The organism is Erythrobacter sp. S259, assembly GCF_057364965.1.
Genome location: NZ_CP200286.1, coordinates 2,078,246 through 2,102,727 on the forward strand (window position 1 = coordinate 2,078,246; position 24,482 = coordinate 2,102,727).

The following is a 24,482-nucleotide window of genomic DNA, read 5'->3' on the forward strand; positions in this document are numbered from 1 at the left end:
CTAGGTAGTTGCAGGAAATTACAGACCAAAAAACGAACACCCTTCAGCCTGCAGCGAAATGTGGCACTCCCCAGTGCCAGGACCGTTCCGCGATATAACCAGCATTACCTCATTTGTGCGTCCCACAATTTGGCAAGATGCACAACCATAAAAAGCGCGATTTGAGCCAAACTCCCGGTGACCTGACCCAATTGCAACAACGAACGCTCTTGCATTGAGCCGAATGAAAGTGCAGCGAATCGAAGGGGATTGGGTGAATTTTGCGCCTGATCCTAAACCACTTTCAGGCGATAATGCCGCAATTCGGAAGCCATTAAAGTGACAGTTGTTTGCATAGATTGCAGATATATTAGCTCCAAACCCAGCGGGATTGGAGAGGTCACCTGGGCGCTTGTCCGGCACCTTCCTAAACTTGCACCTGATCTGAAATTCGTCTTGCTAAAAAACGCCAAGTTCGGTGGATCGCTCCGTTCGCAGGCCAATGTCAAAGAGGTGGCGGTCAAAGCTGCGGCGAATTCACCGGCGACGCTTTGGTGGCTTGGCAAGGTCGCGGATTTGGACGGCATCGACCTTTTTCATGCACCTTTCAATATATTGCCAGCCGGCCTGCCCATGAAAACCGTAACAACTATCCACGATGTTATGTGGCTCACCCATCCGCATTGGTGCAATCCGAACCTCTATGGCCACATCGAACGCCGGTTTTATGCAAATGGGATAGACCGGGCTTTGACGAAAAGCGATGCGGTTGCCGCCGTCAGCGGTGCGACGAAGCAGGCGATTGAAGCGCTGCGGCCTGAGCTTGGCGGCAAGGTGACAGTCACCCGCTCCGGGGTATCAGAGGAATTTCGCAAGGTCGCAACTGACCCTGCGCTACTAAAAGAGGCCGGACTTTCGCCGAGCAGCAGGTTCATCCTCACCGCCGGGCAATATGCGCCGTATAAAAACCATGAAGTCGCGATCGAAGCCTTCGCCAGAGCATTTGGGAGGCGCGAGGATGTAAGCCTTGTTATGGTGCAGCGGCGCGGTGCCGGCGCGCGCAATCTGGTGTCGCTCACGCGCGCATTGGGGATTGAGGAGCGCGTCCATTTCACCGGGCCGGTGAGCTTTCCGGCGCTGCTTCAACTGTATTCAAGCGCAATTGCGCTTCTGCATCCGTCCTTATGCGAAGGATTTGGCAATCCAGTTGCCGAGGCGATGGCATGCGCCTGCCCCGTTATCACCAGCAATGTGAGCGCGATGCCTGAAGTTGCAGGCGGCGCTGCGCTCTTGGTCGATCCGCTCGACACTCAGCAGATCGCCGCAGCTCTCACTAAGGTCGCAGACAATCCGGATATCGCAAAAGACTTGAGTCACAAAGGGCTGGCGCGGGCAAAAGAGCTGTCGTGGGAGGAGTTCGCGCGCGCCAATCTGGCGATTTACCGCAAGGTATTAGCCTGAGCGATGATAGCAGCCGAAGCCTTGCGCGCTGTCAAGATTGACCATGCAAGCACCAACGTGAGCCCGATGGCCTCAAACGCGAAGAAGTACAAAGGCGAGCCTTCAAACATCGCAAGGCCAAGCACAATGGTGCGGTAATTTGCGCTCAACAGATAGGTTGATCGCAGCACAGGCTTGGTCTTCTCCTGGATATCCTGCCGCAATGCCTCAAGCGTCCTGCCATGCGCCTGCGAAACAAGCGCGTCGACCTCGCGCCCGCCGGGGGCAAGGAGCTTAGCAAGGAACACGTAATAGATCGCGAACCCGCCCAGAATGCCCTTGGGCTGATCCTCCGCATTATCCTTTGAGCCGTCCTTTGTCTCGCGCGTGACCCTGAGCCACGGCGCTTCATAGACCCAGTGCTGATACTGGCGGCGCTGCACTTCATAATGGGCCGCCTGAACAATGCGCGCGGCCCCTGCGCCAATTGCCAAGGTCCAGGCTAGCGCTGCCCCGACCTCACCCATCAATACAATCCCGAGCGCTACATAAAGGACGATGTGGCCCACATAGTCGCAAACCCCGTCGATCACTTCGCCGATGCTGCTACTGCGCCCGGTGAGCCGCGCCAGATCGCCGTCTGCCCCGTCGAAAATGTGCCAGCTCATGTGGAAGGCAAGACCAAGGCCCGCCGCCATCCACGTTGCGCTGCTTGTATAACAAACCGCCGCAAGGACAATCATCACCCCGCCTATGATCGACACCATATTGGGCGTGATCAAAGTAGGCACCAAAGCCTTTGCGAGCCGCATTGAAAGCGGATGATAGATGCGTCCGTTGAGCCAATCCTCCAGCTCGCGCGGACGGCCCTGAGCAGTCTCGCCGCCTTCGCCACGCGCAGAACCGGTGTCCGTGCCTTGTGGAGGCGGAGCTGAATGGGGTGGCTGGCCGTTCATAAATGTCCTGCTTGGTCCGCAGCTTTCGCCTTGCACATGTTCTTTTGCGTTACACTTGTTCAATAGCAAAGCACTTGTTTGCTCATCTCAAGCAGATTAGGCGCACACTATTCGAGCTCGAACTGATCTTTTCAATTAGCGACTTCCCGAAAGCCCACACGCAATGGCAAGCGCCGTCCTGCTTTTCTCCAGCAATGCTATAGCCAATCATTTGGTTGCGGGCATCCCTGCTGCTGTACGCGCCGCCCTCACCCTTTGCCAGAGGGAAGAGTTTGAGGGCAGCGACGCTTTGGTGGTTGCAGTGCCTGGCGGGTGGAAGGCGAGCGCATGGGCGAGGTCTGAATTCGCGCGGGTCTTGCCCGGTGTAAGGGTTACCAATGGCGATCCGAATGAACCCAATTTGCCTCAAGGTCTGCCAATCATGGACGCATTGTCCCTCCTCCAAGAACGTCCGGTGGTTTTGTCCGATTCTGAGGCGGTCACGCACTGGCAGGTCGAGCTTCCACCCGAACGCGCACAGATCAAAGCGCTCGATGCGATCGGCACAAGGCTGCTCAAAGCCACAGGAAAACCCACCGACGGCTATGTCAGCCGCGCGCTAAATCGCCCGGTATCGCGGGCAATGTCGAGCGTCCTGCTCAAAATTCCCGGCATCACGCCGATGCATGGGACAGCCCTTGCTGCATTTGCTGCGGTCCTGATGGCAATGTGTCTGATATTTGGCGGCGCGTGGGGGCTGATCGCGGGCGGACTGCTGTTTCACGCAGCCTCGGTGATTGACGGGGTCGACGGCGAGATTGCGCGCGCGACGAGGCGCTCGTCCGAGTTTGGCGCTAAGCTTGACACCATTATTGACGGGATCACCAATCTTGCCTTCCTGTGCCTCTCAACGCTCAATTTGTGGTGGCAGGGAGACACAGACGGGGCGGTCTATGGCGCCTCGGGCCTAGGACTTCTCATCATAGGGCTGACCGCATTGGGGCTAAGGTCAATTGCGATGGGCGGGCCGTTCACATTTGATGCGGTGAAGAACAATTTTCGCGGCCGTCCCTCCAAAATCACCAGCACGCTTGCCGCGATTGCCTCGCGCGATGTCTATGCCGCTGTCTTTGCCCTCGCATTTGCGCTGGGCTTTGCGAAATGGGCGCTGCTGGTGTTCGCCATTGCCGCCGGTATCTGGCTGGTGACGATCCTGATCGTCCTTCTCCAAACTAGCGCAAGTGAGAGGTGAATGGTACCATCAACCAAATCAGCAAGATCGAGAGTTTTGCCTCTCGCAATATCATCGCATAACTTATATGCGCCTTGCGAAGAATCCCCGAGACCTGAGAAAGACTGAAAGCAATTCATGGCTGAACCGAAGCGAATATTGACGGTTTTTGGCACAAGGCCAGAGGCGATTAAGCTCTTCCCGCTGCTTCACGCGCTTGAGAACGATGCGCGCTTCGACAGCCGCATCTGCGTTTCGGCTCAGCATCGTTCGATGCTCGATTCCGTGCTGGAGATCGCGGGGATCACCCCGCATCACGACCTTGACCTGATGAAGCCGAACCAGTCTTTGGACGCGCTCACCGCCGCAGCGCTTACCGGGCTTGGCGCGGTGATGGATGAAGAGGAACCCGACTGGGTGGTTGTTCAAGGCGATACCACCACAGTGATGGCAGGCGCGATTGCGGCCTATTACCGGCAAATTCCAGTGTGTCATGTCGAGGCTGGTCTGCGCAGCGGAGATATTTATCGCCCTTGGCCCGAGGAGGTGAACCGCAAGATCGTGGGAAGCTTTGCCAAGCTGCATTGCGCTCCGACTGAAACCGCCGCCAAGGCTCTGCGCACGGAAAATGTTGATCCTGCCGCCGTCCATGTGACCGGTAACACCGTTATCGACGCGCTGCACTGGGTGACCAAAGAAGTCGAAGAAAAGCCGCAGCTGGCCAAGGGCCTCGCGCAGCTGGAGGCGAAATTTGCGGGCAAGCGCATCATCGGCATGACCAGCCATCGGCGTGAGAATTTCGGCGACGGTATGGCGGCGATCGCAAGCGCTGTGAAGCAAATCGCCGCGCGCGAAGATACCGCCATTATTTTTCCGGTGCATCTTAATCCCAATGTCCGCTCCGTCATGAATGCCGAGCTTGGCGGCCTTGATAATGTCGCTTTGATCGAGCCATTGGACTACCCGCATTTTGCAAGGCTTTTGGATATCGCTCACATCATGCTGACCGATAGCGGCGGGGTTCAGGAAGAGGCGCCTGCTCTGGGTAAGCCGGTTCTCGTAATGCGCGAGACGACAGAGCGGCCCGAAGGGGTTGAGGCTGGCACTGCCAAACTCGTTGGCACCAATTGTGAAGCGATTGTGAGTGAGGTGAATACTCTTCTCGACGACAGCGAGGCCTATTCGGCCATGGCACGCGCGCACAATCCTTTTGGCGATGGGCAAGCCGCTCAACGAATTTGTGAATTGCTCGCTCAGTAATTATACCCATCATCCTGCGTGCTGGCCCGATGGGCTAGCGCTGCATAAACACTAGACCGCACACAAGTGGAGCGCGTAAGTAATGAGAAGTTCGACCCAATCAGCAAGCGTGATTGGCCTTGGCTATATTGGCCTGCCAACATCAGCCATTATGGCGCGCGCGGGCTATAAGGTTCACGGCGTCGATGTGAGCGCACACGTGGTCGATACGATCAACCGCGGCGAAGTGCATATCGAAGAGGTTGATCTGGATGGCCTCGTGCAAGCGGTGGTCAATGACGGGTTTCTGAAAGCGAGCCTTGAGGTTGAACCTGCCGACATCTTTGTGATCGCGGTTCCCACGCCGTTTTTCGACGATGGGAAACACACGCCTGATATTTCCTATGTGCTCGAAGCGGCTGAGAAGGTCGCCGCCGTCCTCAAGAAGGGCGACTGTGTGATCCTCGAGTCCACCTCGCCAGTGGGCACGACAGAGAAAATGCGCGATGTGTTCGCCGAAAAGCGCCCCGATCTGGCGATGCCGGGCCTTTCAGAAGGGACGCCGGATGTTTCTATCGCCTATTGCCCGGAGCGGGTTTTGCCGGGTAAAATCCTCGAAGAGCTTATTCACAACGACCGCTCCATCGGAGGGATAACGCCGCGCTGTGCCCGCAAGGCGCTCGCCTTTTACAAACGGTTTGTGAAAGGCGAATGCGTTGTCACCGATGCGCGTTCGGCTGAAATGACCAAGCTCGTAGAAAACGCCTTTCGCGATGTGAATATTGCCTTTGCCAATGAGCTTTCGATGATTGCGGACAAGCAAGGCCTTGATGTGTGGGAGGTGATCCGCCTTGCCAACCGTCACCCGCGCGTGAACGTCCTTCAACCAGGGCCCGGCGTTGGCGGGCACTGTATTGCGGTTGACCCGTGGTTTATTGTGAACGGCGCGCCGGAAGAGGCGAAGATCATTCGCCAGGCGCGCGAGACCAATGACGGCAAAATGCATCATGTTCTGGCCCGCGCGAAGGCGCTTGCAAGCGATCATCCCGGTAGCACAATCGCTTGTCTTGGCCTTGCCTTCAAAGCCAATATTGATGACTTTCGAGAAAGTCCTGCGCTCGCCATTGCTGCCGGACTTGCAGCCGATTTTGGCAACCAGGTGAAAGTGGTTGAGCCTTATGCTGACACTCTTCCCGGCGAATTCGATGGCACAGAGGCTGAGCTTATTGATGTCGACACAGCGCTAGAGACCTGCGACATTCTGCTTTTACTCGTCGATCACGACGTCTTCAAGGCGATTCCGCCTGAAGAGCGCAGCGATAAAATCGTTTACGACACGCGCGGTGTGTGGAGCTAATTTGACTTGAGAGCGCATTATGACGTTTGACCTCGTCTCAACGTGGGGTGAAGACTGCGGCATCTTTGAATATGCCCATGCGCTGCTCGATGAGCCTTCTCTTGGACAGCGGCTTGGGCATGTGTTTGCCCATGACGGCGATGCGAAGGCGCGATCAGGAGATGCGGATCATATCCACCGCTGCTGGACTAAAACTTCTGACCAGCAAGACCGGCTTGCCGAAAGATTAATGGGTTCGAACAGCGAGGCTCTTTGGGTGCAATATCACCCGTCCTTCTTCACACCCAGCACGCGCGCGGCCCTTGCGGCAATCTTGCCTGAAACCGGCTACACAACGCGTGTTATGACGGTTCACAACCCAGATGGCCTCAAAGACGATGCATTTGCCAATGCCTTCACACATATCATTGTCCATAATGAGAGCGCCCTTGATCACATGGGAGAGAGCCTCGCTGCCAAAGCTCATGTGGTTCCCCATTTCGTCTATTCACGCAGCAATTTTGAACGCCAAGAACGCAGTCCAGCATTTACAATCGCCACCGCTGGATTTGCCGCAGAAAACAAGCGCGTCCCCTTCCTGATTGATGCATTTTCCATGGCGCACAGCCTCAATGCGGAACTGCGTTTGCATATCCTCACGAGCCCATTACCAACCCATTCGTCAGCTTTCGAGGTGAGCCGGATTATGGCAGCCGTGAAGCGCAGCCCTGCCTGTGAGGCAATTCACTCTGACTTAGGCAAGAAAAGCATGAAGCAATTGCTGACATCGCTTTCTGCGGCCGATCTTTTGTGCATGCCTTATGGGGACACTGGCGAATCTGCCTCCGGAGCGGTACGCTTGGGGTTGAGCGCTGGTGTGCCGATATTGCGCTCTGACAGTCCCATTTTTCATGATCTTCCAGGCGGCGATCTCATTCTTGAAAACTCCAAAGTAGAGACCCTTGCTGAAGCGTTGTTGATGCTCTCTCTGATGCCAGCATTGTTGACGAAAAAGATCACAGAGATTGATGAGATCTACGCGCGAACCAATGCGGCCCAAATTGCCGCCCGCCTCAGCGAATTGCTCAACTAAAATGACACAGTCTGCCCGCCCATTATCCAGCGATCAGAAAGCGGCAATCTATCACGCCCTCGCTTTGCGCGCGGGTGACTTTCTGAAGGCGTGTTTAGAGGTACTGAGACCTGAGGTAGACCCCCTAATGGCGCCATACAGTGATCTTTACGAAGGCTTAGCGATAGGGGAATTGGGCAAGCTGGAAGCCCTTGACCTTGCCCTGAAAAGCCTCGGTTTCGGTCCGCTTAACGCTCCCCAAGAAGAGGCGCAACGCTACGAGATTGCAACGCTGATAGCATTTGCACCCGAGAGCGATCAGGGGTTCGTCTCGCTCTTAATTGATTTTGTTGCTGGCCGTTCTCCAACCGCTGAGGAGGCTGTGCAGTTTGAGCATTTGCTGAGATCAGGCAAGAGCAGCCGGATCGGCCTGTTTGAGATGCTAATCAAAAGATACAGCGACCGCTTCTCAATCGAAAATGGGAACGTGATAACGCTCCCACCCGCGATGGACGCTCTCACGGTCTGCCAAACACGGCGCGGGCGCATGTATTTTCACGAGGACATCGTCCTGAATGCCGAGGTCCGCGATACAGATGCGCGGCTCTGGTCACTGGGCGGAGAACTCCTTCGCTGCCCAATTACCCTGCCCGAACCGGGTGATTGGGAACTGGCGTTCCAGGTAGATCAGGAGTGGGCGCGAATGCTCGAAATTGAGGTGCGCGGCGCTGATTGTAGCACTCTGTTATGTTCAACCAAATCATCGCAAAGCTTGGACGGTGTTCTCAGATTTCAGGCCTTGGAAGAAATGCGGATCGTGGAATTGGTCCTCTCATGCGCGAAGGGACCAGCGGCTGTTCCCGCAGCTTTTGCGCCCATTCGCATCAGGATGAACCCGAGAAACCATAATGCCTAACGGCACCTTCCCCCTTCATGGAGAGAACAACGCGAAACAGTGCTTAGAAAACTGGATGGTGCCTACAATCTCAGTGATCAGTTCCCAAAAACGCGCCAGCCGCAGGCCTACCTTCATGCAAGCCACCTCACATCCCACATACGCCGCCAATTAGCCGGTATCGCACTCAAGCATGGTCATCTCAGAAACGCAGCCGTTTTGACGATTGGCCCTTTGATAGCGGGACAATTTCCGCGCCTATTAAAACGCCTCGCCGGGATATTCATGGACAGCGGTTACCCTGCGCACGCACTGCTCTATTTCGGTGCCGCCACCCATTTCTCAGACAGCAATGATATGTGTAGCGCCAATGTGTTCGAGCTTGGACACTGCGCAAAGCTTGCAGGAAATTATGCATTAGCAAGCGAATGCTTCGCATTTGTGGTTGCCCAAGATTGGAAAAGCGAAAAACAAGAGGCGCGCCCATCTCATGATTTGAAGGATGCAATCTCTGGTCTGACGGGGTCTTTTCGGTTGGAATAACGTGTGCAAATTTACAAGAATGCACCCTCTCGGATCTGGAATGTAAAATCCCGCGATCATCATTTGTGTCTATGCCGCGAAACTGTATAGAAGCGGCCAGTTCATTCCACCGGGCAAATAGATGAAACTGAGTTTCCTGAATCCAAAAAAGCTTTTGAGATTTCTCTCGCATTCTTCGGATCAAGCGAAGGACAAACGAGCGGTCGGCAAGATATTGGCGGACAAGAAAACCGTCAGACTCTTCGGAAAAACTGGTCACCGAGGGACCAACTTGTCAATCGAACCTTTTGGGTCGCGCGTAGTTGTTTTTGAGTACGTTCCCGAGGGTGATTACCAGCTCTCGATCACTCACCAAGACAAGATGATCCATGACAATAGGAAAGTCCTGACCGCAAAGCTTATGACATCGCGTCGTGAGCCTAGCGAGTTGGTTGCACAAGAGATGGGCTTACTGGTCTCCGATGATGGGGAGCCCTTTCTCTATGTAGGAGGGGGACGCTGGTCGAAAAGCCGGTTCAAACAGATCGCAAAAATCCCCGTCGCATCCGAGCGAGAATGGATCGCGGTGTCGCTGGAATCCAGTCTGGACCGTTACATCAATATAGATAACATCCGTTTCGGGCCTGACATCATCAACATGCGCCGGCTTCAGCATGACATCGCGCCTTATGTGGCGAAAATGTTGGAGAAAAGGCAGGATTTGCTTGAGGCAGATTTCATTCTTTACGCTGATATCAACTTGAATGTGGTTGATGGCTCTTCTGTTTGGCTTTCATCCATGCTGTCGGCTTTGGCATCGGCTGGAAAGACCGTGGTCTTGTCCAAACAGAATATCCATAGCGATGTGATCTGGTCGAATGTGAAAAACCGCGAAAACGTATTACCCCTTAGCCCCCAAGATTTTAGGGCCGACGATCAGGTGATTTCGCCAGAGGTCGCGATTGGCCTGATCAGAGAGCTTGATAACTTTCTTCCTAAAGTGCGCAGGGTCGTCGTGCGAGGGCTTAGCGCGGCCGAATTGTTGTCGCAAACTCGGCAGTTCCGAGACCGCTCAACCATCTATTTGACCGACTTCTATGACATTGAGGACGGCAAGCTCAATGTGAGTGAGAAAGCGGCAAAGGCGGTTGGGACAATCGTGTCGCAGGCAGGCCATTTGCTTACCCAAACAAGTGTGATTGGCGAGAAAATTGCTGAGGTGTCGGACACTCAGATTGGCTGTCACAGCTTTCCTCCCCCATCCCCGATACGCTGCCAGTGATCGCGCAAGGCACGCTTGGAAATGGGCCAGTGAAGATCGGATACGCGGGCAAGATCACTCCGCTTTGGGGCGTCGATCAAATGCTCGATTGGACGAGCGAATTGGCCGAAACGGGCATTGAGAGCGAGCTTCACATTGTTGCCAATCGCATCTCTGACGGTGTTGGGAAAAAGAACGTACCGGGCTTTGGCAAATCCATCCGCTCAAAAATCGAGCAGTCTGGCAGCGCACATTACGATGACTTCAACCGCGAGGCGTCCATGAGCAAGATGGCGCAAATGGATTATGTGTGGTGCTACAGGCCGCCAGCTCTTGAAGACAATACGCTCGAGGTCTCAACCAAACTCATTGAAATGGTTGGGTCGGGCGCTGCGTGTCTGTGCTATCCGAGCACCATCAACCGGAGCCTCCTTGGCGAGGATTATCCGTTTTTCATTGAGAGCCCTGATGACCTTCGCCGGATTTTGGAAAGTGGGTCTAGAACACTTCCAGCAGGCTTGAGCGACAAGATCAAACAAAACCACAGCTTGGGCAATATCACCGAGCGATTGGCCCGCGATGTTCTGGGTACGTCCGCCGCGTCTGATGATGCGCAAACAATTGTTGTTTCCGGGCATGACTTCAAATTTATCGACCCATACCTCTCACACTTAAAAGCTAAGGGGCACAAGGTTTTAAGGGACACTTGGGAATGGGGTGGTCCAAAAAACCTCGACCAGTCGCGCAAATTGCAGGCCCAAGCCGATATTGTCTTTTGCGAATGGGGATTGGCCAACGCAGTTTGGCACAGCGAGAACAAGCGCGAGGGAACCAAGCTTTTTATTCGCATACACTTACAAGAAATCAACGAGCGGGCCAGAAAGTTTGGCTATAAGATCAACCAAGACGCGGTCGATGGCTATATCTTCGTCGAAGACGGCGTGAGGCAAACGGCGATCGAGATGTTCGATATTCCAGCGGACAAAACGCACCTAATTGCCAATTTCCTTCTCGATGATGAGTATCGCGATCGATCGCCAAGCAAGCATGTTGATGGTTTGGTGCGTTTGGGCATGGTTGGGATAATCCCGCAGCGCAAACGGTTCGATCTGGCTGTAGACTTGCTCAAAAAGCTGATCGACAGCGGCCAAGACGCGCGTCTTGAGATCAAGGGCCCAAGGCCGGAACAGCTCGAATTTATGCGCGCGCCAGGCCGCGCCGAAGAATTGGTATTTTACAACGAAGTGTACGCAATGATTGAAGCCAGCCCGCAATTGTCCGAGGCGATCACATTCGAACCTTGGGGCAATGATGTTTCGGAATGGTACCGCAAGGTGGACTTCATCTTATCGCCTAGCGACTTTGAATCGTTCCATTACGCGCTCGCAGACGGGGTCCTGTCTGGTTGCACGCCGCTGATCTGGCCATGGGAAGGTGCGGACAAAATCTACGACCCAGAGTGGATCGTTGCCGACACAGATGAAGCCTTTGCAAAAGTCCAAGAGACACTGAGCCTTACCGCGCCCGAGCGTTCAGCTATCGCTGCGGCAAAGCGTAAATTGTTGGTGGACCGCTATGGGTATTCCAGAATATTCGCGCAGCTTTCCAAAGCCATTGGAATTGCGGGCGGCAGTGAGACGGGAACCGCCGAAGCTAAATATTCACAAGTTCACTAAGAAGACCTTCGCCAAGGTGCCGGTCATCGGGGCCAATCTGCCCGTCTTGTGACAGAACATTATAGGGGTCGCACGAGTAGGTCCGAAGACCCAAAGCTGCCGCCTGTTCGAAAAATTGCGCGAAATTGTCAGACAAGGGCGATTGCCCTGCCAAAAGAGATATAGCCTCTCTTGTGAACAGCATAGGCCCACTGCCCAACGCGCCGACATACCGGTGAGCCTCGTCGGGCGCTGTCAACCGCGTCGCATCTGTATTTTTGCAATAGGAAAAATACGAAGCCTTCCCGATAATGCTGGCCTCGGTATACCGCAGCGGCAGCGCAAGATCTTCCAGCATTTGCGGGCCGTAAACCTCGTAATCTCGCAAAAGCACGACCAGCTCGCCGCTCACCGCTGATAGCGCCGATGTAAAGTCGTCTGCATTAGCGGATACCCGGGCATGGAACAACACGGGCATGCCGGAGCATATTTGTCTGACCTGTTCTTGTTCGCTCAGGCCAAATTCTGAGCCGGTTAGGACAAGCAATTCAAAGTCTCTATGGGTTTGCCCGGCTAGAGATTGAAACGTTGGCTTTGCTTTTTCAAAATCCTCACATGGCAAGATAAGTGTGAGCTTTGCATCATCGCAAGGATGCCTCAGGCGCTTTGCCAAATGCTTGCCCGGAAAAGCAGCATCGACCGCAGAAGCGATTTGCACAAGCCGGTGATTGTATGTGTGCTCGCGCAGGACGCGGCGATACCCCATGTGCCCTTTTCGCGCCGCTTCATCCGCATCACTTGAATAGTTTATCAATGCGCGTTCAACCTCCTCGCTAGAGGCAACCTGATCGACTGCACTGCCCAGCAGATTATCAATTGCATCGCAAGGCGTGGAGATGACCGGAGTGGCGCAGGCAAGAACCTCAAAAACTCGGCGCGACATCATTGTGGGAGAATCGCTGACCGAGTTGACGTTAAGAGCGCAGGAATGGCGCTTGTAGACATCCACAATCTCGTCAAACGAAACCGGAGGTTTGCAAATCGCGCGATATTTTTCCGGCATCTTCACATCAAGACTGTCCGAATAATAGGCCCGGTCATAAATCACACCTTCGTGAGTAAGCAGCGCATCAAACAGCATATCCATCTGCTGCGTGCGCGAACCATGGCCAGACACGTAATATGAGCCTGCAAAAAAAGCTCTGTGGTCTCTTTCGATACTGCGCCCCACCGGATTGCATAAGAATGGCTGTGCAGCAAAAGGAAGCGCAAAAACACGGGCGTGACCTAGCTCACCCTTGTACCGTTCAATAGCGAGGGCATCGGTCGTGAACACGATATCGAACAACTTTGCTGCGTCCACAAACTTTTCAAAATGCAGCGGGTCTTCCTTGTTCCAAAAAACCGTGGGAATGCCCCTTTGACGGCACAGATCAAGCAGCCGGTCGAGCTCTTTTGCATTGGAGTGAACACGGGGAACTTCGAGCGCGTAAGCCCATTCTGAGAAATTTCCCTGCCAAGCGCTCTCGACGAACAGGAGGTCCGGCTGGAAATAATCAATTTCACGTTCCCAATCGGCGAAGGAAAGCATGATACTGCAAAACTCAGGGGACCAATTCTCGTTCGAGAATTCGTCCATGATTGTGGCAACGACCAAATCGCTTTTGCCGCGGCCCGCTGGCGCGTTGGATTGATCTTCAGGTACATGATTGTCGAGAAAGGCGGCAAACTCGTTTCTCAACCCAGGGGTCTGCGAAATGGCTTTCTTCAGCCGAAAGGACTCTTTTCGCAGGCGCGCATACTCGTTCACAACCCGCTCAATGGACTTTCTCATGCCAAAGGCCCCTATCGGTGTTTCAAAGCCGCCGGACGTGGCCGTTTGCCCACAAACGTCATCCGCGACACAGCCTTGTACAAGACGCCGGCCGGTATTGTCTGCCGATCATTTTCTCGGCCCTCACCTTGACCAAGATAGGCAGAGGACAGGCGGGGAGCCGCAGCCAAAATATCTTTGCGCGCCCAGCCCAAATGAAGCAGTTGTTCGTATGCATCGTGCATCTCAGTATCTGCTCGCAAACACGCAGCAAAAGCCTCTGCCGCGCCATGTTGGTCGCCTGCATTTTTCAGCAGGTGGCCCAAGTGCAAGCTGACCTCTGCATCACCGGGATCTAGCGCGAGAGCTTGGCGATAGGCATTCGCTGCCCTTGCCGCATCACCGGCTTCCTTGCGCATATGGCCCAGTTGAACCCAGATGGGAGCATTTTCGGGGTCAGACTTCAGGGCCTGTGTATAAAACGAGGCCGCATCGCGCCATTCTTTCTTGGCGCTATGTGCATTGCCCTGCTCGATAGCAGCATCAATATCGCGGCGTTTTGAAAACCCGCGCACCAGAAGCCCGAACGCTGTCCCAATCGGGTTTCTCCTAGACATCCAAAGCACCTTTAGCTGCGCTGCGCAGGCACGTTGGTTCTCTGGTCCAAATCCATGGCAGGGCGCTTGTGAGCCGCACTTCGAGGTAAAAGGGTAGAGGTTTCAAATATCTTCCATTCTTAAGGCGGTAAACTATGGATCATTCGAGCTGTGTAAGTCAAAAGGAGCCGCGCTGCATCAAGCAGTTGGCCCAAAGCCGGTCACGGTCTGGATTTCGGCCGCTCAATTACGGGCTTGGATAGCGACGCCTCGCTGCGATCCCGTTACGACATTGACAGAATTTGATTTGCGTACTCCTCTTGCTGTTCCTTACTTCGAGCATTAAGACCTTACATTATGTCTTTGGATATCAGAAAACCATGACGTCGCAGCTCGGCGTTATCATCCCTCACGCAATCCCTAACGATCATGCTCGGCAGGTCACGGCATTTTCCATGTTTGTCGAGGCCAGTGAGAAGTATGAGCTCTCCAAGATTGAGAGCCCTCAAGTCTTGGATCTTGGTTGCGGCGCTGGAAACAGTTTTGAGCATTTGCGCAAGACGCTGCCTAATCTCTCCTATTTTGGAGTTGATATCGAAGCATCTCCAGAAGTCGAAGGGCGTGTGCGCGATGATCTGACGTTCGACACGTTTGACGGTGTCAATCTTCCATATGCCGACAGTTCGATGGATCTCATTTTCTCCTGTCAGGTGCTTGAGCATGTGCGATATCCCGAAGAGCTTCTCCGCGATGTTCACCGGGTCCTGCGCCCTGGGGGAGTGTTCGTGGGATCGGTTTCCTTCCTTGAGCCTTATCACAGCTTCAGCATTTTCAACTGGAGCCCTTATGGGATCGTCACTCTGTTTGAAGACAATGGTTTGGACGCTGTGACGCTAAGACCCGGAATTGATGGGATTGCTTTGACGCTGCGCAATTTGTTCGGTCACAAACCCTTCCAATCGAGCTTTGGTCAAGACAGCCTTTTCAACTATTTCATCAACTCGCTTAATGACAACCAAAAGCGCAGACCGGAACAAATCAATGCCCAGAAACTAGCCGTAGCGGGGCACATCTGCTTCCATGCTTCGAAATAGGCTAGGCGATCTAACAAGAGATCAGCCTTGTCTGTCTGTGCCCGTCTGTGTCCGTCTGTGTCCGTCTGACACAGCATTCGATCCTACCTGCAAATTGACAATCCAGCCTCCCCGGTTTAGCCCGCGCACAGATGGTGCGGAAGGCGCGGTTGCGCTTGATGCTAAGAGGGAAGCCGGTGCGCTTGATAAAGCAATTCCGGCGCTGTGCCCGCAACTGTAAGCTGGGAGCCCTGAACCAACATGTCACTGGCCAAGCCGCAACAAGCGAGGCTGGGAAGACGGTTCAGATGCGTTGATCAGCAAGTCAGGAGACCTGCCATCGCGTCGTTCGTCCGGGGCCGGGTTCAGCCCAGTGGGACAGGAAAGTGGCGGGTTTCGGCTGGCTGTGTTTTTCCCAAAGTAGCGGCAGCGTAAGGGCTGTTTTCTCGCGTGGTCCGGCAAAAGCTGAAGCCGCGCAAAGCCCCTGTCAGATGCGCCAAGCGGAGAGGAGAAGGCCTTCGCCCCGGCTAGGCTTTGGATCAACAGCCCAATGAAAATCAGTATCTACCTCGCAGCCGCCTCTTCGATTGCCCTCATCTCATCTGCTGTGCATGCAGAAAACACCGATCGTTTAGGAGGTGAATTGGCGGACGGGCCGAGCATCATTGTCACCGCAAACCGGACTTCACGCGATGCCTCGCAGGTCGGCGAATCCGTGACGGTGATCACCGAAGAGGAAATCGTAAACCGCCAGGCGAGCGATGTGATCGACCTCCTGCGCACCGTCCCCGGCGTCACGTTTAATCGCAACGGCGGCATCGGCACCGCTGCGGGCGTCTCGATCAGGGGGCTCAAAGCATTCAAACCGTCGTATTGATTGACGGGGTTAAGCTCAATGACCCCTCTTCGATTGGCGGCGGCTTTGACTTCGGCCCTCTTCTCACCGGCAACATTGCACGCGCCGAAGTGGTGCGCGGCACCCAATCGGTGCTTTACGGAAGCCAGGCGATTGGCGGGGTGGTCAACCTGCTGACACGCGCGCCCACCGATGATCTTGGCGTGTTTGCACGCGCTGAATATGGGTCGCGCGGCACCGCTGAGGTTGTGGGCAATATCTCCGGCAAATTCGGGCCGGTCGCCGCCAGCTTTGGCGGGACCTATTTCGACACAGACGGCATCTCAGCCTTCAACGAGAAGCGCGGAGGAACAGAGGATGACGGGTTCGAAAGCCTTGGCTTCAATGGCAAGGTCGATATCGCCATAGCCGATAATGTCTCGCTCGACCTGCGGGCATTTTATGCCGATGGCGAAACCGAAATTGACGGTTTTGCGCCCCCCACCTTTGCTTTTGGCGACACCAATGAGGTTTCAAACCGGGAGGATTTCGTTGGCTATGCCGGGATCAACGCAAGCTTTCTCGATGGACGTTTTCGCAACCGTCTTGGCTTTGCATACACCGATATCGAACGCGAGAATGTCGACAAAGACACCGATTTTGTGACCTTCGATGGCAGCGGTGAGAACCGCCGGTATGAATATCAGGGCGTGCTGGATGTAGGTCCGGATGAAGGAAACGCGGTCCAAATCGTCTTCGGGGCAGAGCGCGAGGAATCTGATTTTTCCGCGTCCAGTTTTGGCGGCGCGCCCACGATTGCTGATGCGTCGATCAATTCGCTCTATTCGCAGATCAATCTGAGCCCCGCCAAAGGTCTCTCCTTGACCGGCGGCCTTCGCTATGACGACACCGATACATTTGGAAGTGCCACAGTATTCGCTGCGAGCGGTGCGTATTCGCCCAATGGCGGCCAAACCACCTTGCGCGCAAGTTACGGCGAGGGGTTCAAAGCGCCTTCCCTGTTTGAGCTTTTCAGCGATTTTGGCAATCCTGATCTCGTCGCAGAGAGTTCGGAAAGCTGGGATGTGGGCCTGACGCAAAGTTTTCTCGAAGGCCGCGCCCAATTCGGCGTCACCTATTTCAACCGCGATGGCACCGATGAGATCGGGTTTGTGGGATGCGATGCCTCCATTCCGATATGCAATGATGCGGCCAACCCCCGCCCCTTTGGCACCTATGCCAATATCGGCAGCGTGTCGGCTGATGGCTGGGAATTCGGCGTTGCTCTAAAGCCGGTCGATGGGTTTGATCTCTCGCTCAATTACTCGGTCATCGACGCCTTTGACGACACCACTGGCAATCGCTTGGCCCGCCGCGCGGAAGAAACCGCAAGCCTTGTTGCAGATTACCGCATGAAAAGCGGCTTTGGCATCGGGGCGACCGTTCTGTTGGTAGGCGACAGCTTTGATGATGCGGCCAACACACGCCAAAATGACGGCTACTTTGTCGCTGACCTGAGGGTAAGCTACGGCATTTCCGAGGCGTTTGAAATCTTTGGCCGCATCGAGAATATCACTGATGAGGATTACGAGACGGTCTTTCAATTTGGTCAGCCGGGACGGGCCGTTTTTGGCGGTGTTCGTTACCGGATGTGATGCGCGTTAAACTCTCGTTCGCGGCGTTTATAAGCGTGTGTCTTGCCGCTTGCTTGCCAAGCGATGATCGCGTTCTTGATGAAGAAGGGCGCGATGAGCAAACGCAGGGCGCCGCGCGGGTGCCAGATAGGCCCCAGCGCATCGTGAGCCTTGATTATTGCGCTGATCAATATGTGCTGGAATTTGCGCCGCGCGCGAACGTCCTTGCGCTGTCAGTTGATGCGGACAAACGGTTTTCATACCTGCGCGGCGAGGCAAAAGGTCTTCGCCAGGTGCGTCCGCGCGCGGCTGATGTTCTGGCGCTGGAGCCTGATCTCATCGTGCGCTCCTATGGCGGCGGCCCCAATATCACACGGTTTCTGGAACGTGCGGGAGTGCCGGTTCTGCAAATCGGTTTCCCGCAGGACATCGAAGAGGTGAAGGCCGAGGTTTCGCGCGTCGGCGGTCGATTGGGAAAGCCTGCCAACGCGCGCGCCATTGTCGCCGATATGAACCGCCGCCTTGCAGCGATAAAGAGCAAGGCCAAGCAAGGCCCGAAAGCGCTTTACATGACTCCGGGCGGCGTTAGCGCGGGGCCGGGCACGATGATCCATGAGCTGCTGACTGCTGCTGGTCTTGAGAATTTTCTGGACGAGCCAGGCTGGCACCCGGTCCCGCTTGAGCGGCTCGCTTATGAACGCCCCGAATTGGTGGTGGCCGCCTTTTTCGAAAGCGAGGCAGACGATCTGAGATACTGGAGCGCGGCGCGCCATCCTGTCGCTAAAGCGCAACTTGAAGAGCGACCGGTCGCATCACTCGACGGCGCTTGGACGGCGTGCGGCGGATGGTTTTTGATCGAGGCGGTGGAGGCCATGGCTAAAACCGCGCGAAACTCGCCGCGGGTTCCCTCATGAGCCGGTTAAGCGCCCTTCTGACGGTCAGTTTGATCGCTGCGGCTGTGCTATCACTGCTGCTGGGCTCCGTACCCTTGCCGCTGGACCGCGTGCTTAGCGCCCTCGCCTTCCATGGCAGCGCCGCTGATCAATTGGTGGTCTGGGACATTCGCCTACCGCGCACCCTTGCCGCCGCACTGGTGGGCGCAGCACTGGGCATGAGCGGGGCGGCATTGCAGGGGCTTTTGCGCAACCCATTGGCAGAACCCGGCATATTGGGCGTTTCTGCAAGCGCAGCGCTGTTTGCAAGCTTTGCGCTCTATTACGGATTGACAAGCACCGCGCCTTTCGTGCTGCCTATTGCTGCGGTCACAGGCGCTTTGGCGGCAACAGGGCTCGTTGCTGTGGCCTCTTTGAAGAGCCGCAGTGTAATAACGCTAATCTTGATTGGCGTGGGTCTTTCGAGCTTTGCAGGCGCGCTCATGGCGTTGCTCATGAATTTGGCGCCCAATCCCTTCTCACTCGCCGATATGGTTAATTGGATGCTGGGTTCCGTTGCCAATCGCAGTTTTGACGACCTCGCGCTCGCCGCGCCTCTGGCCCTTGCGGGGATGGCAGTCCTTATCACCGCCCGGCGCGGACTTGCAGCGCTTGGCCTTGGAGAGGAAACCGCCGCCGGGCTCGGTGTTGATCTGACGCGGCAACGCCTCGCCGTGATAATTGGCGCGGGCCTTTCGACAGGGGCAGCAGTGGCTCTGGCAGGCGCAATTGGCTTTGTCGGCATCGTCGCCCCTCACCTAGTGCGGCCCTTTGTGCGCTATGACGCCGCGCGGCTTCTGGTGCCATCGGCGCTTTTGGGAGCGCTCCTTTTGGTCCTTGCTGACATCGGCGTGCGGGTGATCCCTACCGATTTTGAGCTTAAGCTGGGTGTGGTTGCTTCGCTGATTGGCGCGCCGGTCTTTATCTGGATCGCGGCTAAGAGGAGGCTTGCATGAGCCTGTTTGCAGCGAGCAATCTGTCTTATTCAACGGGCGGCCAGTCGCTGGTCCGAGGTGCCAGTTTCACGCTGGGACCCGGCACGCTTACAGCGCTTGTCGGTCCCAACGGTGCCGGGAAAACGACATTGCTGCGAATGGCTGTCGGGGTGCTTGAGCCCGGTGCAGGCAGCGCGAGCGTGGAGGGATGCGATATAGCAGCTTTGCGCCCGGTAGAGCGGGCCCGAAAACTCGCCTATCTTCCCCAATTGCGCCCCTTGGTCTGGCCTCAGCCGGTGCGCGATATCGTGGCGCTTGGCCGGTTCGCCTATGGCGGCGCGTCCCCACATCGGTCTCCGGCAGACGAGGCTGCGGTGACGCGCGCAATACACGCCTGCGACCTCACAGGATTTGAGGAACGCTCAGCGGACACGCTTTCAGGCGGCGAGCTTTCCCGCGTCCATTTGGCCCGCGCATTGGCTGCCGAAACACCCGTCCTATTCGCAGATGAACCCGTCGCAGCGCTCGACCCGCGCTATGCCCACGAGGTCCTGCGCCTGTTCAAACGCGCCGCCAGGGAAAGGCGCGGCGTGCTCACCGTCCTTCACGATCTATCGCTTGCCGCGCGCTATGCCGACCGGCTGATTTGGATGAAAGACGGGCAGATAGTCGCGCAAGGAACTCCGCAAGAAACCCTTACGAAAGAACGCTTGGCCCAGGTGTTTGGCATCGAGGCCAATGTGGACGTGGACGCATCCGGTTCGGTCTCGCTCAGCATTCTGGGCCCTGTCTAGACGACACCGCTCAATCGAGATCGAACTCAAAGCCCCAGCGCGAATAAGTGTCGACAATCGCCGGGCGCCTTATGATTGCCTGCCGGATATCATCTTTTCCGCTCGTATCGCCTTGGGCAAGCTTGATAAAGCCGCGCAGCATCAGCGATTCGTCTTGCCACGGTGACAGCTCGAGCGCCTGCTCAATATCCGCGCGCGCCTCTTCGAGTTCGCCGACACGCAAGTGGTGCAATGCCCGGCTGTCTAGAGCCTGCGCCGTGTCTCTGCTGCGCTCCACTGCAAGTCGGCACACATCCGCGCCCTCTTCCAATACGATTTTCCAAGTGGCGATAAACCAGCATTTTGCATTGAGCAGATCGCCATTGTTGGGATCGTTCTCAAGTTCATACGAAATCCGTTCAAGACCCGCTGCAGCGTTGCCCTGAAGCGCTTCCAATTCGCCGATCGCTGATGCCAGCGATTGCCTTGCCTTCGTATCGCCGCCCTCGCCTTCCAAAAGCTCCAATGCAGCATCAACTTCGCCAAGCTTTGCCTGCACATCAGCAAAATTGATTGCGCGCTGGGTCGATGGGTCAAGCGCATACGCCTCACCGTAATCGGCCTTTGCGGCCTCCAAATCGCGCAATTGGAGATGCATGTATGCGCGGTCGTGATAAAGGCCGGGGGTCGGCTCAATTTCTATTGCACGCGTGTAATCTTGCGATGCTCCGGCAAAGTCATATGTCATTTGGCGAAAACCTGCGCGTGCGATCAATGGCGTTGCTTCATCGGGTTCGTTTGCAATGCTTTTGGCATATGCGGCCTCTAAGGGCGCCAAGCCGCTTCGGTCCGCATCCCCTGCATAGCGCCAGCGCCGCAGTGTCTGGGCAGGAGCTGTAAAGGTCAACTTCTCCCCCGCAAGCCGCGACGCCTTGCGCCGTTCTTCGCGAATGTGTTCTGGCGCGATTTCGCCGCCTTGGGTGGTAAATTTTTCGAAGACGGAAACGCTGCGCCCTTCCATTGCGATCTTGCGGGTGAAGGATTTGCCCGCCGCCTCGGCTTCGAGTTCAAGCTTACCCCTCACTTTGAGCTCGCTCGCCTCAAAAGGAAGCGTCAATTCGAGCAGGTTCGCATCGCTGCTGGGTGCGCCAATAGCGACGGGAATATCGCGCCATTCTGGTTTGGAACGGTTAGGCGAGAAGCGTGCCCTGCTCGGGATCGCGTTCAAGATGTATTCGCCTTTGAGCCCGTCAAATTTGAACATGGACGGCATGATCCCTTGCATGATGACGGTCAACTCGCTGTCATCCTCGCCCGGTTCAACGGCAACATCTGTCAATAGGGCTCTGCGGCCAAGCATCCCGCTCATGCCGCCTTTCATCATGTCTTCGAACTTCTCAATTTCCGAATTCATTTGCGCTGCGAGAGGGCCGTAAGTGACCAATTTCATCGTAGTCAGCGCAGGAATATCGAGGCCTGCCGATGCATCTGCAGTCACGAACACTTCGCGTTCAGGCACACGGGGAAGCGTTTGTTCAAGTGCCACAATCGAGGCATTGGCATCACGCAGAGGCAGGTAAAATTCAAACGGCGGAACATTGCCAACCGTGCGCATATTCGCACCGATTGATGTGCCGTCGAGGAAATACTCCTGCCCGCCAATGACCGCGCGCACCAGCACATGGTCAAACGCACCCGGAATTGGCAGAGAGGCGGGGACCATATTGCCGCGAGCGGAAGATACCAAAACCGCTTCTGCTTGAATGCCGAGCCGGTCCAACACAGCAAGCAGCATCACCGTTTTGGCTTTGCAATCGCCGTATTTGCTCTCCCATGTGGTTGATACATCCTGAGGCAGGTAATTGCCCCCGTCGAGCCCGTTCAGGAGATAGCGAATATCCTCCTGCACCAGCTCAAGCGCATCGACCGCCTTTTCAAGTTCGCTTACCGGCCGCGCTGCGATTGCGTCAATTTTCTGCTGAAGATCGGTGAGGCCCTCAAGGGCATTGCCGACCTTGTAGTAAGGCGCCATCGTGCTGGAGACCTCTGCCCAATCGGCAAAGGTGGAAACTTGCAAGATATTGGGCTGGGCATACCGCAATGGCGCTTGGGGAGGGATGGGATCGGCCTCAGGCAAAGGCAGAATGACTGATAGCCAGTTGTATCCGCCGCGCTTTTCCGGTGCGTCAATATCGAACTTGCGGCCCGCATGATACCGCACATCAAGGTCATCAGGCCAGGACACAGAAATGCGCGAGAAATCGGCATCAATGCCCGGCATGCCCCCTCCGAGCATTGCCATGGCGCCGCGTCCGCCATTTGGCATCTCGCGCCATAGGATGGCTTGGCTTTGCACCTCATCGCCCAAAGCCTGGTCTGAATTGGTCACAGAATAGCGGAAGCGCAATTCGTCGCCCACCTCCAGGCCCGGCACAGCCATGGTCGCCGTCAGCGAACCATCCAGAATGCCGCGCTCCAGCATGCGCTCTCGGCGCAGAACCTCAAACTCGCCCGCCTCGGCCAAAACGTCGATTGTCTCGCCGCCGCGAAGGATCGAAACCTCATGAATGATAAGATCGCCCTTATCCGGCAACCACTGAGCTTTGAGCGTGCCAACATTGGCAAGATCGGTCAGGCCTGAGATGCGATAAATCTGATCTTGATAGGCCCACTCCTGACCCTGTTCGAGCCGGATTTGCTGATCGAACACAATGAGATCATTGCTTTCATCGGCTTCTATCGCGTCAAAATCGACATCCTCGATCCACTTTGGGGCCGGATCATAAAGCGGCGTATCGCCCGCTTGCACGCTTGTAGCCGTGGCCATCGCAAAAATAGAAACGGCCGCTTTGTATATTCGCAAATTCATCGAGCAATTCTTCAATTCTGAAAGTGTTTGTCACAGCTCAGTAAAGACTTCTTGAGCCGCTCACCTTTTAGATGGTGATTTGGATAGGAAACCAATCATTGCGCGCATCACGCCTTATGACAAGGAACAATCCGCCCGCATCTGCGGATTAGCTTGCAATTTCGCATGTGCCAGCCTGCGCTAAAACACACAACTGAACAAAAGTGCAGGACAATTCAGGAACCACAAGAGCCAACCTGCGCAGTGCGCCAGGGTTTTAGTCGCAGTCGTCGACCAGCTCGCGGCTGACAATCTGCTCAAAGCGTTCCTGCTCTGAGGATATATTATCATTCACACACGGCTGCTGCGGGAATTGCCCGATGGCCAGGTCGCATCCCATAACCAGCCGCAGTGTGAACGACTGATGGGTCATGCTCAGCGCTGAACCCGGCCAGAACCGTCGCCGCTCATCAGTTTCTCAACCTCTGGCACGGTAACGCGGTTAAAGTCGCCCATGATCGTGTGTTTGAGAGCCGAGGCCGCCACAGCGAACTCAAGGCTCTGCTGACGGTCTTCATAAGCGTTGAGGCCATAGATCAGCGCAGAGGCAAAGCTGTCGCCGCCGCCAACACGGTCAACGATATCGGTAAGCTCGTATTTTTTGCTGAGCTTAAAGCCGCCTTCGCGGGTGCGAAGGCAGGCCGACCAATTGTTGCGGTCTGCACTGAGGCTCTCCCGCAGAGTGATCGCGATGGTGTGCATGTTCGGGTAAATGTCGAGCACCTTCTGGCCCAGCGCTTCATACTTCTTGGTATCAAGCTCGCCGCTCTCCACATCAACATCAACCGAGATATCGAGTGACTTTTGGCAGTCTTCCTCGTTCGCAATGCCAACGTCGACGTACTTCACAAGCTCACGCATCACTTCTGGCGCGGTCTTGCCGTATTTCCACAGCTTGCCGCGGAAATTGAAGTCACATGAGACGGTCACACCGGCTTCTTTCGCCGCTTTGACGCAGGCCATCGAAAGGTCCGCTGCCGATTGGCTCAGCGCTGGCGTAATGCCGGTGATGTGGAGCCATTTGGCGCCTTTGAAGATTGTGGGCCAATCAAATTCATCCATACCTGCATTGCAGATGGAAGAGTTCGCGCGGTCATAAACAACCTTGGATGGGCGCTGGTTCGATCCTGTTTCGAGGAAATAGATACCAACCCGGTCGCCGGAACGGCTGACGTGCGCTGTATCGACGCCGAACTTGCGCAGTTCCATGATGGCGTTTTCGCCAATGTCATTATCGGGGAGCGCGCTTACGAAGCCAGCATCCAAGCCATAGTTAGACAAGGCGACCGCGACATTGGCCTCGCCGCCGCCAAAGGTTGCTTCAAATTCGGGTGATTGGAAAAAGCGTTGGTGGCCCGGCGTTTTAAGCCGCAGCATAATTTCACCAAAGGAGAGGAATTCAGCCATGGGGAGGAGCT

Annotated in this window: 20 protein-coding genes, 1 pseudogene and 1 riboswitch; of the genes and pseudogenes, 15 read left to right on the forward strand and 6 right to left on the reverse strand. The window is 55.6% G+C overall.

All coding sequences use genetic code 11. From position 1 onward, the window contains the following. The first annotated feature begins 318 nt into the window (after nt 1-318). The gene (locus AC0V60_RS09865; protein WP_486178297.1) at nt 319-1,440 is read left to right on the forward strand and encodes a glycosyltransferase family 4 protein; all 1,122 of its coding nucleotides are present in this window, start codon (nt 319-321) and stop codon (nt 1,438-1,440) included. Here AC0V60_RS09865 and AC0V60_RS09870 read toward each other — a convergent pair. After that, complete coding sequence (locus AC0V60_RS09870; RefSeq protein WP_486178298.1) at nt 1,419-2,375, reverse strand: CDP-alcohol phosphatidyltransferase family protein; 957 nt, start codon at nt 2,373-2,375, stop codon at nt 1,419-1,421. The genes AC0V60_RS09865 and AC0V60_RS09870 overlap by 22 nt on opposite strands. Before the next feature lie 163 nt (nt 2,376-2,538). On the opposite strand from AC0V60_RS09870, the gene AC0V60_RS09875 reads away from it, so the two are divergent. The 8 genes from AC0V60_RS09875 to AC0V60_RS09910 all read left to right on the forward strand — a co-directional run bounded on the left by AC0V60_RS09875 (nt 2,539) and on the right by AC0V60_RS09910 (nt 11,586). Next, on the forward strand, nt 2,539-3,606 hold the full coding sequence (locus AC0V60_RS09875; RefSeq protein ID WP_486178299.1) for a CDP-alcohol phosphatidyltransferase family protein: 1,068 nt from the start codon (nt 2,539-2,541) through the stop codon (nt 3,604-3,606). Nucleotides 3,607-3,723: 117 nt separating this feature from the next. After that, on the forward strand, nt 3,724-4,845 hold the full coding sequence (wecB, locus tag AC0V60_RS09880; RefSeq protein WP_486178300.1) for a non-hydrolyzing UDP-N-acetylglucosamine 2-epimerase: 1,122 nt from the start codon (nt 3,724-3,726) through the stop codon (nt 4,843-4,845). Nucleotides 4,846-4,927: 82 nt separating this feature from the next. Then, nucleotides 4,928-6,181: a UDP-N-acetyl-D-mannosamine dehydrogenase gene (gene wecC, locus AC0V60_RS09885; RefSeq protein ID WP_486178301.1), complete on the forward strand. Its 1,254-nt coding sequence runs from the start codon at nt 4,928-4,930 to the stop codon at nt 6,179-6,181. A 19-nt stretch (nt 6,182-6,200) separates the two neighbouring features. Then, nucleotides 6,201-7,253 (forward strand): glycosyltransferase family protein, encoded by a 1,053-nt coding sequence (locus AC0V60_RS09890; RefSeq protein ID WP_486178302.1) that lies wholly within the window; start codon nt 6,201-6,203, stop codon nt 7,251-7,253. Nucleotides 7,254-7,380: 127 nt separating this feature from the next. Further along, nucleotides 7,381-8,148, forward strand: coding sequence for a hypothetical protein (locus AC0V60_RS09895; RefSeq protein WP_486178303.1), 768 nt, complete (start codon nt 7,381-7,383; stop codon nt 8,146-8,148). 264 nt (nt 8,149-8,412) lie between these two features. Then, nucleotides 8,413-8,670, forward strand: a complete 258-nt coding sequence (locus tag AC0V60_RS09900) for a hypothetical protein (protein ID WP_486178304.1) — start codon at nt 8,413-8,415, stop codon at nt 8,668-8,670. A gap of 271 nt (nt 8,671-8,941) precedes the next feature. Then, complete coding sequence (locus tag AC0V60_RS09905) at nt 8,942-9,931, forward strand: hypothetical protein (protein WP_486178305.1); 990 nt, start codon at nt 8,942-8,944, stop codon at nt 9,929-9,931. A gap of 29 nt (nt 9,932-9,960) precedes the next feature. Beyond that, nucleotides 9,961-11,586 (forward strand): glycosyltransferase family protein, encoded by a 1,626-nt coding sequence (locus AC0V60_RS09910; RefSeq protein WP_486178306.1) that lies wholly within the window; start codon nt 9,961-9,963, stop codon nt 11,584-11,586. Here AC0V60_RS09910 and AC0V60_RS09915 read toward each other — a convergent pair. After that, entirely contained in the window at nt 11,564-13,399 is a 1,836-nt protein-coding gene (locus AC0V60_RS09915; RefSeq protein WP_486178307.1) for a CgeB family protein, read from the reverse strand. The two genes, AC0V60_RS09910 and AC0V60_RS09915, sit on opposite strands and share 23 nt — an antisense overlap. An 11-nt stretch (nt 13,400-13,410) precedes the next feature. Continuing rightward, on the reverse strand, nt 13,411-13,995 hold the full coding sequence (locus tag AC0V60_RS09920; protein ID WP_486178308.1) for a tetratricopeptide repeat protein: 585 nt from the start codon (nt 13,993-13,995) through the stop codon (nt 13,411-13,413). Between the two features lie 359 nt (nt 13,996-14,354). Here AC0V60_RS09920 and AC0V60_RS09925 point away from each other — a divergent pair, with 359 nt between their 5' ends. The 6 genes and pseudogenes from AC0V60_RS09925 to AC0V60_RS09950 all read left to right on the forward strand — a co-directional run bounded on the left by AC0V60_RS09925 (nt 14,355) and on the right by AC0V60_RS09950 (nt 20,177). Then, nucleotides 14,355-15,068, forward strand: a complete 714-nt coding sequence (locus AC0V60_RS09925; protein ID WP_486178309.1) for a class I SAM-dependent methyltransferase — start codon at nt 14,355-14,357, stop codon at nt 15,066-15,068. A 115-nt stretch (nt 15,069-15,183) separates the two neighbouring features. Beyond that, nucleotides 15,184-15,403: riboswitch (cobalamin riboswitch) on the forward strand. Nucleotides 15,404-15,597: 194 nt separating this feature from the next. Further along, nucleotides 15,598-16,007, forward strand: a pseudogene (locus tag AC0V60_RS09930) (TonB-dependent receptor plug domain-containing protein); the annotation flags it as partial. A gap of 144 nt (nt 16,008-16,151) precedes the next feature. After that, nucleotides 16,152-17,537, forward strand: coding sequence for a TonB-dependent receptor plug domain-containing protein (locus AC0V60_RS09935; RefSeq protein WP_486179480.1), 1,386 nt, complete (start codon nt 16,152-16,154; stop codon nt 17,535-17,537). Continuing rightward, a complete protein-coding gene (locus AC0V60_RS09940) occupies nt 17,537-18,430 on the forward strand; it encodes an ABC transporter substrate-binding protein (RefSeq protein ID WP_486178310.1) in 894 nt (297 codons plus the stop codon). Before AC0V60_RS09935 ends, AC0V60_RS09940 begins: the two co-directional genes overlap by 1 nt. Further along, nucleotides 18,427-19,404 (forward strand): FecCD family ABC transporter permease, encoded by a 978-nt coding sequence (locus AC0V60_RS09945; RefSeq protein WP_486178311.1) that lies wholly within the window; start codon nt 18,427-18,429, stop codon nt 19,402-19,404. The genes AC0V60_RS09940 and AC0V60_RS09945 overlap by 4 nt, the downstream gene beginning before the upstream one ends. After that, nucleotides 19,401-20,177 (forward strand): ABC transporter ATP-binding protein, encoded by a 777-nt coding sequence (locus AC0V60_RS09950; protein WP_486178312.1) that lies wholly within the window; start codon nt 19,401-19,403, stop codon nt 20,175-20,177. The genes AC0V60_RS09945 and AC0V60_RS09950 overlap by 4 nt, the downstream gene beginning before the upstream one ends. Before the next feature lie 10 nt (nt 20,178-20,187). Here the strand turns inward: AC0V60_RS09950 and AC0V60_RS09955 are convergent, their stop codons facing one another. The 3 genes from AC0V60_RS09955 to AC0V60_RS09965 form a co-directional block, all read right to left on the reverse strand. After that, nucleotides 20,188-23,025, reverse strand: a complete 2,838-nt coding sequence (locus AC0V60_RS09955) for a DUF3857 domain-containing protein (RefSeq protein ID WP_486178313.1) — start codon at nt 23,023-23,025, stop codon at nt 20,188-20,190. Nucleotides 23,026-23,281: 256 nt separating this feature from the next. Continuing rightward, complete coding sequence (locus AC0V60_RS09960) at nt 23,282-23,437, reverse strand: hypothetical protein (protein ID WP_486178314.1); 156 nt, start codon at nt 23,435-23,437, stop codon at nt 23,282-23,284. Between the two features lie 2 nt (nt 23,438-23,439). Next, a complete protein-coding gene (locus AC0V60_RS09965; RefSeq protein ID WP_486178315.1) occupies nt 23,440-24,471 on the reverse strand; it encodes a PfkB family carbohydrate kinase in 1,032 nt (343 codons plus the stop codon). Nucleotides 24,472-24,482 lie beyond the last annotated feature (11 nt).

What these genes read in the sequence shown, in the direction of transcription:
- AC0V60_RS09870 (WP_486178298.1), bottom strand. Translation starts at nt 2,375, where the DNA reads ATGAACGGCCAGCCACCCCATTCAGCTCCGCCTCCACAAGGCACGGAC.
- AC0V60_RS09875 (WP_486178299.1), top strand. Translation starts at nt 2,539, where the DNA reads ATGGCAAGCGCCGTCCTGCTTTTCTCCAGCAATGCTATAGCCAATCAT.
- wecB (WP_486178300.1), top strand. Translation starts at nt 3,724, where the DNA reads ATGGCTGAACCGAAGCGAATATTGACGGTTTTTGGCACAAGGCCAGAG.
- wecC (WP_486178301.1), top strand. Translation starts at nt 4,928, where the DNA reads ATGAGAAGTTCGACCCAATCAGCAAGCGTGATTGGCCTTGGCTATATT.
- AC0V60_RS09890 (WP_486178302.1), top strand. Translation starts at nt 6,201, where the DNA reads ATGACGTTTGACCTCGTCTCAACGTGGGGTGAAGACTGCGGCATCTTT.
- AC0V60_RS09895 (WP_486178303.1), top strand. Translation starts at nt 7,381, where the DNA reads ATGGCGCCATACAGTGATCTTTACGAAGGCTTAGCGATAGGGGAATTG.
- AC0V60_RS09900 (WP_486178304.1), top strand. Translation starts at nt 8,413, where the DNA reads ATGGACAGCGGTTACCCTGCGCACGCACTGCTCTATTTCGGTGCCGCC.
- AC0V60_RS09915 (WP_486178307.1), bottom strand. Translation starts at nt 13,399, where the DNA reads ATGAGAAAGTCCATTGAGCGGGTTGTGAACGAGTATGCGCGCCTGCGA.
- AC0V60_RS09920 (WP_486178308.1), bottom strand. Translation starts at nt 13,995, where the DNA reads ATGTCTAGGAGAAACCCGATTGGGACAGCGTTCGGGCTTCTGGTGCGC.
- AC0V60_RS09925 (WP_486178309.1), top strand. Translation starts at nt 14,355, where the DNA reads ATGACGTCGCAGCTCGGCGTTATCATCCCTCACGCAATCCCTAACGAT.
- AC0V60_RS09940 (WP_486178310.1), top strand. Translation starts at nt 17,537, where the DNA reads ATGCGCGTTAAACTCTCGTTCGCGGCGTTTATAAGCGTGTGTCTTGCC.
- AC0V60_RS09945 (WP_486178311.1), top strand. Translation starts at nt 18,427, where the DNA reads ATGAGCCGGTTAAGCGCCCTTCTGACGGTCAGTTTGATCGCTGCGGCT.
- AC0V60_RS09950 (WP_486178312.1), top strand. Translation starts at nt 19,401, where the DNA reads ATGAGCCTGTTTGCAGCGAGCAATCTGTCTTATTCAACGGGCGGCCAG.
- AC0V60_RS09955 (WP_486178313.1), bottom strand. Translation starts at nt 23,025, where the DNA reads ATGAATTTGCGAATATACAAAGCGGCCGTTTCTATTTTTGCGATGGCC.
- AC0V60_RS09960 (WP_486178314.1), bottom strand. Translation starts at nt 23,437, where the DNA reads ATGACCCATCAGTCGTTCACACTGCGGCTGGTTATGGGATGCGACCTG.
- AC0V60_RS09965 (WP_486178315.1), bottom strand. Translation starts at nt 24,471, where the DNA reads ATGGCTGAATTCCTCTCCTTTGGTGAAATTATGCTGCGGCTTAAAACG.